The following is a 14,286-nucleotide window of genomic DNA, read 5'->3' as shown; positions in this document are numbered from 1 at the left end:
CCTTGCAAAATGAGGAAGTCAGGGCTTGGGCGTGAGGCCGCATCAGTTGACTTGAGTATCGCCCTGGCGATTGTCGTTTGTCTCAGGGTTCGCGGTGGGCGCCACCGGCAGGTTGCGGGCGATCAGGCCGCGATACGCGGCGGCGCCCAGGCATGCGCCGAGGATCGGTGCGAACACCGGAACCAGGAAATAGGGAATATCTCGTCCGCCAGTGAAGGCGATTTCGCCCCAACCGGCCAGGAAGGTCATCAGTTTTGGTCCGAAATCGCGGGCTGGGTTCATCGCGAAGCCGGTCAGCGGCCCCATGGCGCTGCCGATCACGGCAATCAGCAGGCCGATCAGCAGCGGCGCGACGGCGCCACGTGGCAGGCCATTGTTGTCGTCGGTCAGGGCCATGATCACGGCCATGAGGATGGCCGTGATGACGACTTCCACCAGGAATGCCTGGCCGGTCGAAAGTGAGGGGTGCGGGTAGGTAGAGAACACCGAGGCCAGTTCGAGGCTTTCGGTACTGCCTCGCAACATGGCATGGGCTTGTTCGAAATCGAAGAACAGATTGCTGTACAAGGTGTAGACCAGCGCTGCGCCGCAGAAGGCGCCACAGACCTGGGCGAGCATGTAGAACGGCAGCTTGCGCTTGTCGAAACCGGCGAACAGGGTGAGGGCGATGCTCACGGCCGGGTTCAGGTGCGCACCTGAAACGCCCGCAGTGAAGTAGATAGCCATGCTGACGCCGACGCCCCAGATGATGCTGATTTCCCACAGGCCGAAGCTGGCACCCGCGACTTTGAGCGCGGCCACGCAGCCGGTGCCGAAGAAGATCAGCAGCGCAGTGCCGAGGAACTCGGCCAGGCACTGGCTGGACAGAGTGGGTTCGCGTAGAGCAGTCGTCATGTATGACCTCGTTTTTTTTGTTGTGAGGCGCGTGGCGCTCGACAGCAAAGCCCGGTGTCGATCCCCATTGACCCCAGGCAGAAGTTGGAAATGCACCTTAAAAGTGCACCATTTATTCAGAAACGAAAAAATATAGACAAGAAACGCTTATGTCAAAGGTCGAAAGTGAACGGTCAGTCACGATCTGGACGTTGTTAGGGCGCGCGAAACCGCACGCTAGAGAGGCGCGTAAGCTGTGTATTGGCTGTGATGTGGGATATGTCCTAAAGTAGCCGCCGACTTGTACTCGACCGGAGCTGCGCATGACCCCCGCCCTAGACGTGTTGAAAAAAGCCCGCGCTGAACATCGCGTGCACAGTTATGAGCACGATCCGAAGTCGGCGTCGTATGGGTTGGAGGCAGCGGAAAAGCTCGGGCTAGAGCCGCAGCAGGTGTTCAAGACCTTGTTGGCGAGCAGTGAGAAAGGCGAATTGCTGGTGGCCGTGGTACCGGTGGTGGGCACCCTGGACCTCAAGGCACTGGCCCATGCGGCCGGTGTGAAGAAGTGCGAGATGGCCGACCCGGCGGCGGCTCAGCGCGCCACGGGATACTTGGTGGGCGGTATCAGCCCGTTGGGCCAGAAGAAGCGCCTGCGCACTTTTATCGACGAGTCGGCGCAACACTTTGCAACTATCCATGTCAGCGCCGGGCGGCGCGGGCTGGAGGTGGAGTTGGCGGCTGCGGTGCTGGCTGAACATACTCAGGGCACGTTTGCCGGTATCGGCCGGGGCTGAAATGGCTGGGGCCGCTGCGCAGCAGCCCCGGCAATCGTGAATCAGGTCGCCGAACTGTACCGACGAACGCCGTTCTCCTGCCGCGGCAACTGCGCCGCGACACTGCCCGGCACCGGGAACAGCACCAGGTGATCGGCGGCCACGGCAATCCCGACTTCCTCACCGACCTGATGATCGACATGGCTGGGGAAGATCGCCTCCAGCTGGCTACCGGTAACCAGTTGCAGTCGATACAGCGTCGACGCACCCAGGAAGCTCTTGCCTACGATGCTCGCCCGCAGCGGGCTGTCTGGCGCATGCACGATGTCGTCAGGGCGCAGCAGCACATCTACCGAACTCCCCGGCGCCATGATGTACGCACGGTTGCCGCGCAGCTCACCGAGTTCGGTATTGACCGCCTCATGGCTGCTCATCTGGCCACGGATGAAATAGCCCTGACCAATGAAGCTGGCCACGAACGGCGTCTGCGGCTCGTGGTAGAGGTTGTAAGGGGTGTCCCACTGCTCCAGGCGACCTTCCTTGAACACACCCACGTGATCGCTGACGGCAAACGCCTCTTCCTGGTCATGGGTCACCAGAATGGCGCTGGTGCCACGGCTCTTGAGGATGTCGCGCACTTCATGGCTCAAGCGCCGGCGCAGTTCCACGTCGAGGTTGGAGAACGGCTCGTCGAGCAGCAGCAACTGAGGCTCCGGGGCCAGCGCGCGGGCCAGCGCGACCCGTTGCTGTTGCCCACCGGACAGCTCATGCGGATAGCGGCCGCCCAGCCCACCGAGCTTGACCAGCTCGAGCATCTCTTCGACGACCTGCGCCTGGCGCGGGTGCTTGGCAATGCCGAAGGCGATGTTCTGGGCCACGGTCAGGTGCGGGAACAGGGCGTAGTCCTGGAACACCATGCCGATGCGGCGCTTTTCTGGGGCCAGGGTGAAGCCTGGCCGGGAGATGACCTCGCCCGCCAGCTGGATCTCGCCTTCATGGATAGGTTCGAAACCGGCGATGGCGCGCAGGGTGGTGGTCTTGCCGCAACCGGATGAACCCAGCAGGCAACCAATGTCGCCTGCGTTCAGGTGCAGGTTGAGGTTCTGGACGATGCGCTGGTCGCCATAGCCGCAGGCGAGGTTGCGCAGGTTGAGCAGTAGGGGTTGACTCATGCGTGGTGGTAAGCCGGTTCTACAAGGAATTCGAGAAGGGCCTTCTGTGCATGCAGGCGGTTTTCAGCCTGGTCCCAGGCGACCGAACGAGGGTCGTCGAGCAGGTCATGGCTGATTTCCTCGCCACGGTGGGCTGGCAGGCAGTGCATGAACAGGGCGTCGGGTGCCGCCAGGTCGAGCAGTTCGCGGGTGACCTGGTAAGGCGCGAAGTGCGCCAGGCGCCGTGCAGTTTCCTCCTCCTGGCCCATGGAAGTCCAGACATCGGTGGTCACCAGGTGCGCGCCACGCACGGCTTCCTTGGGGTCGCGGATGATTTGCACGCGATCACCGCCTAATGCCATGAAGCGTGGATCCGGCTCGTAACCTTCCGGGCAGGCGATGCGCAGCTGGAAATCGAACTGACGGGCGGCTTCGATATAGGAGTTGCACATGTTGAAGCCATCACCGATCCACGCCACGGTCTTGCCTTGGATCGAGCCGCGGTGTTCGAGGAACGTCTGCATGTCGGCCAGCAGCTGGCACGGGTGCGACTCGTCGGACAGGGCATTGATCACCGGCACGCTCGACTTCGCCGCGAACTCGGTGAGGGTGCTGTGGGCGTGGGTACGGATCATCACCACGTCGAGCATGCTCGACAGGACGATAGCGCTGTCACCGATCGGTTCGCCACGGCCCAGCTGGGTATCGCGAGGCGACAGGAAGATGGCCTGGCCGCCCAGCTGGATCATGCCGGCCTCGAACGACACGCGGGTACGGGTCGATGACTTTTCGAAGATCATCCCCAGCACACGGCTTTTGAGGGGCTCGAACAGCACGCTTCGCTTGCGCAGGTCCTTCAGCTCGATGCCGCGGCGGATCACCCCGAGCAATTCGTCGGTGGTGAAGTCCAGCAGGGAGAGAAAGTGCCTAGCGCTCATGATTGACTACCTTATCTGCAACGGTATGCAGGTCGACCGTATGGTTTTTTTTGACAACGGGAGTGACCTGCGGCGTAAGCCGCACGGGGCGGACGAAATAGGGAAAGGCGCAATACTATAATTAAATGTCGCCTGAAACCAAGAGGGGAAACAGCGGCTCTGTTGCAAGGGGTGTCGTTACCCATTGAGCGTGCGCTGTTTTTTATTTGCTACAGAGGTTGTACACGGCTTGCCCGCGATTTGGCAAATGCGTGTCGCGAATCGTTTGCCTGATGTCGGGCAATTCATGGCACGAAGCGCGCTGGCGAGGGCGTTCGGCTGGGCGCATAGTCGCCATCAGACCCATCATCAGGCAGAGGCGGCCATGACCAAGACCCTGCATCACCGTGCCTGTCACCTGTGCGAAGCGATCTGCGGGCTGAACATCGAAGTCAGCCATGAGGACGACGGGCAGGCGCGGATCACCTCGATCAAAGGCGACCCGGACGACCCGTTCAGCCGCGGCCACATCTGCCCCAAGGCAGTGGCCCTGCAAGATATCCAGAACGATCCCGACCGCCTGCGTCAGCCCCACCGTCGGATTGGCGAGCGCTGGCAGGCGGTCAGCTGGGACGAGGCTTTCGCCCTGGCGGCCGACAAGCTCTGGAGCATCCAGCAGGCGCATGGTCGCAACGCGGTGGCGGTGTATCAAGGCAACCCGAGCGTGCACAACTATGGGCTGATGACCCACAGCAACTATTTCCTCGGTTTGTTGAAGACCCGCAATCGGTTTTCAGCCACCTCGGTGGACCAGTTGCCCCAGCACCTGACCAGCCACCTGATGTACGGCCACGGTCTGTTGTTGCCGATACCGGACATCGACCACACCGACTTCATGCTGATTCTGGGAGGCAACCCGCTGGCGTCCAATGGCAGCATCATGACCGTGCCTGATGTGGAAAAGCGCCTGAAGGCGCTGCGTATGCGGGGCGGGCAGTTGGTGGTGGTGGACCCACGGCGCAGCGAAACAGCGGCCATGGCTGACCGGCACCTGTTCATTCTTCCCGGCGGCGATGCTGCATTGCTCAGTGGCCTGCTCAATACCTTGTTCGACGAAGGCCTGACCCGTGGATCACACTTGCCGATCAATGGCCTGGATCAGGTGCGCAGTGCACTCGCCCTGTTCACCGCCGACGCCATGAGCCCGTTGTGCGGCATCGCTGCCGCCGATATCCGTCAGCTGGCGCGTGATTTTGCGGCAGCCGACAAGGCGGTCTGCTATGGCCGCATGGGCGTCTCGACCCAGGCCTTCGGCACCCTGTGCCATTGGCTGGTGCAATTGATCAACCTGGTAACCGGCAACCTGGATCGGGTGGGTGGCGCCTTGTGTACCGAGCCTGCGGTGGACCTGGTGGCGAGTACCTCGGGCGGGCACTTCAATGCCTGGCAAAGCCGGGTTTCGGGGCTGCCGGAGTACGCTGGCGAGCTGCCGGTCGCCGCCTTGGCCGAAGAAATCCTCACGCCCGGTGACGGGCAGGTGCGGGCCTTGGTGACGGTGGCGGGCAACCCTGTGCTGTCCACGCCCAACGGTCGGCAACTGGACGGGGCGCTGGCGGGGCTCGAGTTCATGCTCAGCATCGACCTGTACATCAATGAAAGCACGCGCCATGCCGACCTGATCCTGCCGTCCACGTCGGCACTTGAGAACGATCACTACGACAGCACCTTCAACCTGCTGGCGGTGCGCAATGTGACCCGTTTCAACCGCGCGATCCTGGCCAAGCCCGAAGGCGCGCTGCATGACTGGGAGATCTTTGTCGGCCTGGCCAAGGCCTTGGCCGAACGGGCCGCCCTTGAACTCAAGCCAACCCAGGCGCCGGCGCAGATGATCGATTGGGCCTTGCGCAAAGGGCGCTACGGCGAAGGCTCGGCCTGGAAGCTCTCGCTGGAAGCACTCGATCGGCACCCCCACGGGCTCGACCTGGGCCCGCTAGGCGCCAATCTGCAGGCCCGCCTGAACACTGCCAGCCAGGCCATCGAGGCGGCACCGCAGGTGTTGCTGGATGACTTGGCCAGGCTTGCGCGGCAGGCGCCGATGGCTGCTGGCGCGCTGTTGCTGATCGGCCGCCGCCACGTGCGCAGCAACAACTCGTGGATGCACAACTTCCACCGGCTGGTCAAAGGCAAGCCGCGTCATCAGCTGTTGATGCACCCTGAGGATTTGCAGCAGCGGCAGTTGCACGATGGCCAGCGCGTGCGCATACGCTCACGTACCGGCACCCTCGAAGTCGAGGTGCAGGCGTGCACGGACATGATGCCAGGCGTGGTCAGCCTGCCGCACGGCTATGGCCATGGGCGCCAGGGCGTGCAATTGCGGATAGCCCACGGGCAGCCCGGGGTCAGTGCCAACGACCTGACCGATGAGCGCTTGCGCGATCAGGTGTCGGGCAATGCCGCCCTCAATGGCGTACCTGTGCACGTGGAGGCCGCCTGAGCAATGGCAAGGCCGCGCACTGCGCTCGGCTTTCCGATACAATGCGTCACCGTGCCGACCATCGAGTCGGAAAGTTCAGACGAGGTGTTCCATGGATATCATCGAAACGATCAAAGAGCAGATTGCCAACAACACCATTCTGCTTTACATGAAAGGCTCGCCGAATGCCCCGCAGTGCGGGTTCTCGGCCAAGGCATCGCAAGCTGTGATGGGTTGTGGCGAGAAGTTCGCCTACGTCGACATCCTGCAGAACCCGGAAATCCGTGCCAACCTGCCCAAGTACGCCAACTGGCCAACCTTCCCGCAGCTGTGGGTAGCGGGCGAGCTGGTCGGCGGTAGCGACATCATGCTCGAAATGTTCGAGAAGGGTGAGCTGCAGGCCCTGATCAAGGACGCTGCTGCCAAGGCAAAGGCTGCTGAAGCCTGATCTTCGCGCAGACATAAAAAAACCCGCTCATGGCGGGTTTTTTTATGGGCGGCGATTTTACTCTTCGCCCATCTGCGATTGCAGGTAGTTCTCGATGCTGATCTTGTCGATCAGGCTCAGCTGGGTTTCCAGCCAGTCGATGTGCTCTTCCTCGGACTCGAGGATGTCTTCGAGCATTTCACGCGAGCCGAAGTCGCCGACGGTTTCGCAGTGAGCGATGGCGGCTTTCAGGTCGATCAGGCCTTTCTGCTCGATCTTCAGGTCGCACTCGAGCATTTCTTTGGTGTGCTCGCCGATCAGCAGCTTGCCCAGGTCCTGCACGTTGGGGATGCCTTCGAGGAAGAGAATACGCTTGATCAGTTTGTCAGCGTGCTTCATCTCATCGATGGATTCTTTGTACTCGTGCTTGCCGAGTTTGTTCAGGCCCCAATCTTCGTACATGCGTGCGTGCAGGAAGTACTGGTTGATCGCGACCAGCTCGTTTCCGAGGATCTTGTTGAGATGCTGGATGACGCTTACGTCGCCTTTCATGACGGGTTCCTGCCCTGTAGAAGTGTGCCAATACAGGGAAGTTTGAGCCCGATACTTAGGGCTGTCAAACCTAAGTTATTGAATAATAAGTGAAAATGAATAGGAATAAGAATGTTTGTGAAGCGCGTTGGAGTGCTAAGTTATTGAATTTCGGGCATAAAAAAACCGGACACAAGGTCCGGTTCTTCAAAATGAGTGGTTTCAGGCAGCGGTAAATTCTACCGGATAGGGCAGGGTGGCCTGGCTGACCTGAAGCTCGGTCAGGGTCTCGCGGACCACTTGCTTGGCAAGGCAGGCGCATTTGCCACATTGGCTGGCGACATTGGTCGCGGCTCGAACTTCCTTGTAGCTGCAGCATCCTTCAAAGATCGCATCGCGGATCTGTCCGTCGGTCACGCCGACACAAAGACACACATACATAAAGTCGGACCATCGCTGGTTGAGTCGATGGTTGGAGCTTAATCGTAATGAGAATGCTTGTCAAAAGACTTTCTGAGAGGGCCGTGCTTGAGCGACCGGTGGTTGGATTCGGTCTGTCATGAGAAGCCGTGTATGATGGTCGGCCTTTGTTGGATGTCGGGCAAGCCCGTCTGGCCCGGCAAACGGTTTTTCACCCTCATCAGGAGATAACAATGAGCGTACTCGTTGGTAAACAAGCCCCCGATTTCACCGTTCCGGCTGTGCTGGGCAACGGCGAAATCGTCGACAGCTTCAACCTGGCCTCGGCCATCAAGGGCAAGTACGGCCTGGTGTTCTTCTACCCGCTGGACTTCACCTTCGTCTGCCCGTCCGAGCTGATTGCCCTGGACAACCGCATCCCTGACTTCCAGGCCCGCAACGTGGAAGTGATCGGCGTTTCGATCGACTCGCACTTCACCCACAACGCCTGGCGTAACACCCCGGTCAACAACGGCGGTATCGGCCAGGTCAAGTACACCTTGGCTGCCGACATCACCCATGAAATCTGCAAGGCCTACGACGTTGAGTCCGAAGGCGGCGTGGCCTTCCGTGGCGCCTTCCTGATCGACACCAACGGTGTGGTCCGTTCGCAGATCGTCAACGACCTGCCACTGGGCCGTAACATGGACGAGCTGCTGCGTCTGGTCGATGCCCTGCAGTTCCACGAAGAGCACGGCGAAGTCTGCCCTGCCAACTGGAAAAAAGGCGACAAAGGCATGAACGCTTCGCCAGAAGGCGTTGCTGCTTACCTGAGCGAGAACGCTGGCAAGCTGTAATTGCCGCGCGCATAAAAAAACCGGCCTTCGTGGCCGGTTTTTTTTGTTTCAAGTTTCTAGCTGCAAGCTGCAAGCTGCAAGCTTCAAGAAAAACCGAGCGTGTGCTGTCTGCCCTTTCTTGCTGCTTGAAGCTTGTGGCTGCTTAGTCGTTGAAATCGCGCCAGCCGCCCATTTCTTTCCAGCGGTTGACGATGCCGCAGAACAGCTCGGCCGTCTTCTCGGTGTCGTAACGCGCCGAATGCGCTTCACGCCCATCAAAGTCGATGTCGGCGCTCTGGCAGGCCCGCGCCAGCACGGTCTGGCCATACGCCAGGCCGGCGAGGGTGGCGGTATCGAAGCTGGAAAACGGGTGGAAGGGGTTGCGCTTGAGGTCATTGCGGTTGACCGCAGCGTTAAGGAAGCCCAAGTCGAAGCTGCTGTTGTGGCCGACCAGGATGGCCCGCTTGCAGCCGTTGGCCTTGAGCGCCTTGCGCACGCCTCGGAAGATATCGGTCAACGCGCTTTCTTCACTCACTGCCATGCGCAGCGGGTGGTCCAGCTTGATGCCGGTGAACTCCAGCGCGGCCGCCTCGATATTGGCCCCTTCGAACGGCTCAACCCGGTGGAAGTAGGTGTGTTCGGGGAACAGGAAGCCCTTCTCGTCCATGCCGATGGTGACGGCGGCGATTTCCAGCAGGGCGTCGGTGGCACTATTGAAGCCGCCGGTCTCGACATCCACCACCACCGGCAAGTAGCCACGGAAGCGCTCTGCCATCGGGTGGCGCGAGCCACCCCCGGCCTGGCTGTCCTGATCGTCTTCGTAGAGGTCTTCGCTCACGCGTTTTCCTCCAGCAGGCGCCAGCGCAGCTTCTCGCCAGCGCGCAGCGGTATCACCGTCTGCTCGCCGAACGGCAGGCTTTCTGGTGCGGTCCACTCTTCACGGACCAGGGTGATGGTGTCGGTGTTCGCCGGCAGGCCATAGAATGCCGGGCCGTGCAGGCTGGCAAAGCCTTCCAGCTTGTCCAGCGCATTGCGCTGCTCGAACGCTTCGGCGTACATCTCGATGGCCGCATAAGCGGTGTAGCAACCGGCGCAACCGCAGGCGGCTTCCTTGGCGTGACGGGCGTGAGGGGCCGAGTCAGTGCCGAGGAAGAATTTCGGGTTGCCACTGGTGGCCGCGTCCAGCAGCGCCACCTGGTGGGTGTTGCGCTTGAGGATCGGCAGGCAGTAGAAGTGCGGGCGGATGCCGCCCACCAGCATGTGGTTGCGGTTGTACAACAGGTGCTGGGCGGTAATGGTCGCGCCGACGTTGGCCGGCGCTTCGCTGACGAACTGCGCGGCATCGCTGGTGGTGATGTGCTCGAACACCACCTTGAGCGTCGGGAAGCGTTCGACCACGCGACGCATGTGTTCGTCGATGAAGCGCTTTTCGCGATCGAAGACATCGATCTCGCTACGCGTCACTTCACCGTGCACCAACAGTGGCATGCCGACTTCGGCCAGCGCTTCGATGGCGGGGAAGATGTTGTCGATGCTGGTCACGCCTGAATCGGAGTTTGTCGTGGCGCCGGCCGGGTACAGCTTGGCGGCATACACGATACCGCTGGCCTTGGCCGCGCGGATGTCCTCGGGGCTGGTGCGGTCGGTGAGGTAAAGCACCATCAGCGGTTCGAAGCGGCTGCCGGCCGGACGCGCATTGAGGATGCGCTCACGGTAGGCACCGGCTTCGACGGCATTGCGCACCGGCGGTACGAGGTTGGGCATGATGATGGCACGGGCGAAGGTACGCGCCACATCACCAACGGTATGGGGCAGGACGGCACCATCGCGCAGATGGATGTGCCAGTCGTCGGGACGCAGGAGGGTCAGGCGATCGGACATTGGGGATTCCAGGCGGGTCGAACTCAAGGCCCAATGCTACCGGAAAACCCTGGCCCGAGCACGGCTATCAAGTTTTTCGGACGGCGTCCGATACCCTGCAGGTAAGCCGTCAGAATTTGTGGAGCCGCCCGTGCGCCAGCGTTACCTAGCCATGTTCACCCTGTTCGCCAGCCTGCCGGCCGGTGCACTGACTTTCCAGACGCGCATGGAGAACATTGCCTGGCAAGTCGAGGGCGACCAGTTCGAGTGCCGTCTGATCCAGCCGATCGACGGTTTTGGCAGTGGCGAATTCGTGCGCCGGGCAGGTGAGCAGCCGGTGTTCCAACTGCGCTCGCACAGCAATGTGCTGGGGGCCGGGCCTGCCACACTGCTGGCGGCGGCGGCGCCCTGGCAGCCTGGGCGCGGTGACATCAACCTGGGCACCGTGCGCATGGCGCGCACGGGCGTGCTGTTCAGCTCGTCCCAGGGTCAGGCCAGCCGCCTGATCAATGGTCTGCTCGATGGGCGCAGCACGGTGGTACGCAACTACACCGGCGAAGCGGGCCGGGCCATGGAAGTGCGGGTGTTGCCGGTCAGTTTCGCCAAGGCCTATGGCGACTACCAGGTGTGTGCCAGCAAGTTGCTGGCGATGAACTATGACCAGGTTCGCCAGACTCAGGTGGGTTTCCCTGGCGGTGGCATCGAACTTGACGATTCGGCCAAGGCACGGCTGGATGTGGTTCTTGACTATATCAAGGCCGACCCGACGGTTAATCACATCGAGCTCAACGGCCATTCCGACAACAGCGGCAACCGCCTGACCAACCGTGATTTATCCCGGCGCAGGGCGATGACGGTGGCGGACTATTTCAAAGCCCATGGCGTGCCGGAGGCGCAGATCACCGTGCGCTTCCACGGCGAGCGGTATCCGCTGGCGAAGAACAACAGTGCTGCCAACCGGGCGCGCAATCGACGGGTGAATATCGAACTGGATCGGGTTGCAGTCGCTGAGACACCCGTCGAGAAGCCGGTGGAAAAACCTGTACAGCTGCCTGCTGCTGCCAGTCCGCCTATTGCCGCGCCGGCGTCCCCCGCACCGGGTGCGAAAGTGCCCTGAAAGTGAGATGGGCGGCGCGCCCCCTCGCAGCCGTCCCATAGCGCCCGACAGACGTCGCGCCATCGACAATTACTGTCGCTTTGTCGTCAGAAGCTGTCGCCCCACTGTAAATTTTTCCATAACGCCGTTAGAATCGACCCCTTTCCGTACAACCCCGTGGAGTGATGGCATGGCGGACGTAAATAAGGTCGTACTGGCGTATTCCGGCGGCCTTGATACTTCGGTGATTCTCAAGTGGCTGCAGGATACCTACAACTGCGAAGTGGTGACCTTCACCGCTGACCTGGGTCAGGGCGAAGAGGTCGAGCCGGCCCGTGCCAAGGCACAGGCAATGGGTGTGAAAGAGATCTACATCGACGACCTGCGCGAAGAATTCGTGCGTGACTTCGTGTTCCCGATGTTCCGCGCCAACACCGTCTACGAAGGCGAGTACCTGCTGGGTACCTCCATCGCCCGTCCGCTGATCGCCAAGCGCCTGATCGAAATCGCCAACGAAACCGGTGCTGACGCCATTTCCCATGGTGCAACCGGTAAAGGCAATGACCAGGTTCGTTTCGAGCTGGGTGCCTATGCGCTCAAGCCGGGCGTCAAGGTCATCGCCCCTTGGCGTGAGTGGGACCTGCTGTCCCGCGAGAAGCTGATGGACTACGCCGAGAAGCATGGCATCCCGATCGAGCGTCACGGCAAGAAGAAGTCGCCGTACTCGATGGACGCCAACCTGCTGCACATCTCCTACGAAGGCGGTGTCCTGGAAGATACCTGGACCGAGCACGAGGAAGACATGTGGCGCTGGAGCGTCTCTCCGGAGAACGCCCCGGACCAGGCTACTTATATCGAGCTGACTTACCTCAACGGTGACATCGTCGCCATCGATGGTGTCGAGAAGTCCCCGGCCACCGTTCTGGCCGACCTGAACCGCATCGGTGGTGCCAACGGCATCGGCCGTCTGGACATCGTCGAGAACCGTTACGTCGGCATGAAGTCTCGTGGCTGCTACGAAACCCCTGGCGGCACCATCATGCTGCGCGCCCACCGTGCGATCGAGTCGATCACCCTGGACCGTGAAGTCGCTCACTTGAAAGATGAGCTGATGCCGAAGTATGCCAGCCTGATCTACACCGGTTACTGGTGGAGCCCGGAGCGTGTGATGCTGCAGCAGATGATCGACGCGTCGCAGGTCAACGTGAATGGCGTGGTACGCCTGAAGCTGTACAAAGGCAATGTCACCGTGGTTGGCCGCAAGTCGGACGACTCGCTGTTCGATGCCAACATTGCGACCTTCGAGGAAGATGGCGGCGCCTACAACCAGGCGGACGCTGCCGGCTTCATCAAGCTCAATGCGCTGCGTATGCGCATTGCCGCCAACAAGGGCCGTTCGTTGCTCTGAGTACTGGCACGCATCGCACGAACCCCGGCTCAGGCCGGGGTTTTTTTTTGCGTCGACATCCAGCGGGTCGTCATCCCCTGAGATTGGCGGCATCTTGCTCGAGGGTGCAGACCGACAGCCTTGCGCATTGGTTTTTCTCGAGATTACAGAAGCGCCAGCGGTGCGCGGGTTCAGGCGATTGCGCGAGGGCAAGGCGGACTTGCTGTTCCAGCATGGGCTGGGCATCTGGGCCGGAGAAGATAACGGTAATAGGCTCGGGTACTTCCGTGACCGTCGCGGTGGGGCTGTCGCTGGTTGTTTTGCTTGATACAGGATTATAAAACGACTTGTAATTGAAGTTTAACGTCAAAAAGAACAGCGCTGTAAGGAAAAACGGAAAGCCCACCAGGAACCATGTATAGAGGCTCTGGCTGGATTCGCTGAGGAACGGCAGTGTCGCAAGGGCGGATGCTTCGATAATCCCCGCGAAGATGGCAATGATCGTCAGCGGGGCGACAGGTTGTGCTTCGGGCATGAGGGCTGTCTCCTGCGGTTTTGTTCATCATTACCCTACGCGGGCGCTCAACTAAAGATTGGATTGTTTCCCGGTTGAGAATTGTCTTTGAATACCTGTTAAGCCTGGTTTTTTCAGCGCCTGTGAAGTGGAATAATCTGCACGCGAAGGTTCGTTTTCAGCTGGTCATGTCGATTGGAGCGATGATAGGTTTTAATTGCGGATCATTAAGTTTCACGGTTGGCTCTGCACATGCTTTTGTAGGAAATTTCTGCAAGTGTTGTAAGTTTTCTCTATTCATGAGTTTCACTGGCAAATCGTTGCACCCTGAAGCGTTCTGTCGGTTATCGTGGCGTGCCACAGCAAAAATCAATAATGAATGGATATCGCATGAATAAAGTCCTTATCGTGGATGATCATCCGGTTATACGCCTGGCCGTGCGCATGCTGATGGAGCGGCACGGGTACGACGTCGTTGCGGAAACCGATAACGGCGTGGCCGCCTTGCAACTGACGCGTGAACACCTACCGGATATCGTGGTGCTCGATATCGGTATTCCAAAACTCGATGGCCTTGAAGTCATCGCCCGCATGGCAGCCTTCAGCCCAGGCAGCAAAGTGTTGGTGCTGACCTCGCAGGTGCCTGGTAACTTCTCGATGCGTTGCATGCAGGCGGGGGCGGCGGGGTATGTGTGCAAACAACAGGAGTTGACCGAGCTGCTAAGCGCCATCAAGGCCGTGCTGTCAGGCTACAGCTACTTCCCCAACCAGGCCTTGCATGCGTCACGGGGCAGGGGCAGTGGTGGCAGCGAGACGGATATGGTCAACCGCCTCTCGGCCCGGGAAATGACCGTTTTACAGCAGCTGTCGCGCGGGCGATCCAACAAGGAAATTGCCGACAGCATGTTCCTCAGCAACAAGACCGTCAGCACTTACAAGTCACGCTTGCTGCTCAAGCTGAACGCCAGGTCGTTGGTAGACCTGATCGAACTGGCTCAGCGCCACGGGCTTAACTGACCGCCAGCATGCAAAGCCTCCCTGAGGGAGGC

15 protein-coding genes are annotated in these 14,286 nt (G+C 60.5%); 7 read left to right on the top strand and 8 right to left on the bottom strand.

Features of this window, described 5'->3' with window-relative positions:
• Positions 1 to 42 precede the first annotated feature (42 nt).
• Positions 43 to 894 (bottom strand): MIP/aquaporin family protein, encoded by an 852-nt coding sequence (locus PC358_RS22480; RefSeq protein WP_033702676.1) that lies wholly within the window; start codon positions 892 to 894, stop codon positions 43 to 45.
• 302 nt (positions 895 to 1,196) lie between these two features.
• Between PC358_RS22480 and ybaK the strand changes: the two genes are divergently transcribed.
• Entirely contained in the window at positions 1,197 to 1,667 is a 471-nt protein-coding gene (ybaK, locus tag PC358_RS22475; RefSeq protein WP_033702675.1) for a Cys-tRNA(Pro) deacylase, read from the top strand.
• Positions 1,668 to 1,708: 41 nt separating this feature from the next.
• Here the strand turns inward: ybaK and PC358_RS22470 are convergent, their stop codons facing one another.
• Both PC358_RS22470 and argF read right to left on the bottom strand, forming a co-directional pair.
• On the bottom strand, positions 1,709 to 2,818 hold the full coding sequence (locus PC358_RS22470; protein ID WP_033702674.1) for an ABC transporter ATP-binding protein: 1,110 nt from the start codon (positions 2,816 to 2,818) through the stop codon (positions 1,709 to 1,711).
• Entirely contained in the window at positions 2,815 to 3,735 is a 921-nt protein-coding gene (gene argF / locus PC358_RS22465; RefSeq protein WP_033702673.1) for an ornithine carbamoyltransferase, read from the bottom strand. The genes PC358_RS22470 and argF overlap by 4 nt, the downstream gene beginning before the upstream one ends.
• A gap of 364 nt (positions 3,736 to 4,099) precedes the next feature.
• Here argF and PC358_RS22460 point away from each other — a divergent pair, with 364 nt between their 5' ends.
• Both PC358_RS22460 and grxD read left to right on the top strand, forming a co-directional pair.
• Entirely contained in the window at positions 4,100 to 6,208 is a 2,109-nt protein-coding gene (locus PC358_RS22460; protein ID WP_033702672.1) for a molybdopterin oxidoreductase family protein, read from the top strand.
• A 91-nt stretch (positions 6,209 to 6,299) separates the two neighbouring features.
• Complete coding sequence (gene grxD, locus PC358_RS22455; protein ID WP_033702671.1) at positions 6,300 to 6,635, top strand: Grx4 family monothiol glutaredoxin; 336 nt, start codon at positions 6,300 to 6,302, stop codon at positions 6,633 to 6,635.
• Positions 6,636 to 6,692: 57 nt separating this feature from the next.
• Here grxD and bfr read toward each other — a convergent pair whose 3' ends face one another.
• Together bfr and PC358_RS22445 are read right to left on the bottom strand one after the other, a co-directional pair.
• A complete protein-coding gene (gene bfr, locus PC358_RS22450; protein ID WP_027594191.1) occupies positions 6,693 to 7,166 on the bottom strand; it encodes a bacterioferritin in 474 nt (157 codons plus the stop codon).
• 201 nt (positions 7,167 to 7,367) lie between these two features.
• Positions 7,368 to 7,586, bottom strand: a complete 219-nt coding sequence (locus PC358_RS22445) for a bacterioferritin-associated ferredoxin (protein ID WP_033702670.1) — start codon at positions 7,584 to 7,586, stop codon at positions 7,368 to 7,370.
• Between the two features lie 212 nt (positions 7,587 to 7,798).
• Here PC358_RS22445 and PC358_RS22440 point away from each other — a divergent pair, with 212 nt between their 5' ends.
• Complete coding sequence (locus tag PC358_RS22440) at positions 7,799 to 8,401, top strand: peroxiredoxin (RefSeq protein WP_033702669.1); 603 nt, start codon at positions 7,799 to 7,801, stop codon at positions 8,399 to 8,401.
• 142 nt (positions 8,402 to 8,543) lie between these two features.
• Here the strand turns inward: PC358_RS22440 and rnt are convergent, their stop codons facing one another.
• The gene (rnt, locus tag PC358_RS22435; protein ID WP_371097688.1) at positions 8,544 to 9,155 is read right to left on the bottom strand and encodes a ribonuclease T; all 612 of its coding nucleotides are present in this window, start codon (positions 9,153 to 9,155) and stop codon (positions 8,544 to 8,546) included.
• 59 nt (positions 9,156 to 9,214) lie between these two features.
• Positions 9,215 to 10,261: a dihydroorotase gene (pyrC, locus tag PC358_RS22430; RefSeq protein ID WP_033702667.1), complete on the bottom strand. Its 1,047-nt coding sequence runs from the start codon at positions 10,259 to 10,261 to the stop codon at positions 9,215 to 9,217.
• Positions 10,262 to 10,391: 130 nt separating this feature from the next.
• Between pyrC and PC358_RS22425 the strand changes: the two genes are divergently transcribed.
• Together PC358_RS22425 and PC358_RS22420 are read left to right on the top strand one after the other, a co-directional pair.
• A complete protein-coding gene (locus PC358_RS22425; RefSeq protein ID WP_033702666.1) occupies positions 10,392 to 11,357 on the top strand; it encodes a flagellar protein MotY in 966 nt (321 codons plus the stop codon).
• Positions 11,358 to 11,526: 169 nt separating this feature from the next.
• Positions 11,527 to 12,744, top strand: a complete 1,218-nt coding sequence (locus tag PC358_RS22420) for an argininosuccinate synthase (protein ID WP_033702665.1) — start codon at positions 11,527 to 11,529, stop codon at positions 12,742 to 12,744.
• 70 nt (positions 12,745 to 12,814) lie between these two features.
• On the opposite strand, the gene PC358_RS22415 is transcribed toward PC358_RS22420, so the two are convergent.
• A complete protein-coding gene (locus PC358_RS22415) occupies positions 12,815 to 13,258 on the bottom strand; it encodes a hypothetical protein (RefSeq protein ID WP_033702664.1) in 444 nt (147 codons plus the stop codon).
• A gap of 369 nt (positions 13,259 to 13,627) precedes the next feature.
• On the opposite strand from PC358_RS22415, the gene PC358_RS22410 reads away from it, so the two are divergent.
• Positions 13,628 to 14,254, top strand: a complete 627-nt coding sequence (locus PC358_RS22410; protein WP_033702663.1) for a response regulator transcription factor — start codon at positions 13,628 to 13,630, stop codon at positions 14,252 to 14,254.
• Positions 14,255 to 14,286: the final 32 nt, after the last annotated feature.

The organism is Pseudomonas capeferrum (assembly GCF_000731675.1).
GTDB classification, from domain to species: domain Bacteria; phylum Pseudomonadota; class Gammaproteobacteria; order Pseudomonadales; family Pseudomonadaceae; genus Aquipseudomonas; species Aquipseudomonas capeferrum.
The sequence above is the reverse complement of the archived record's forward strand: the minus strand, read 5'-3'. Positions and strand labels throughout refer to the sequence as shown.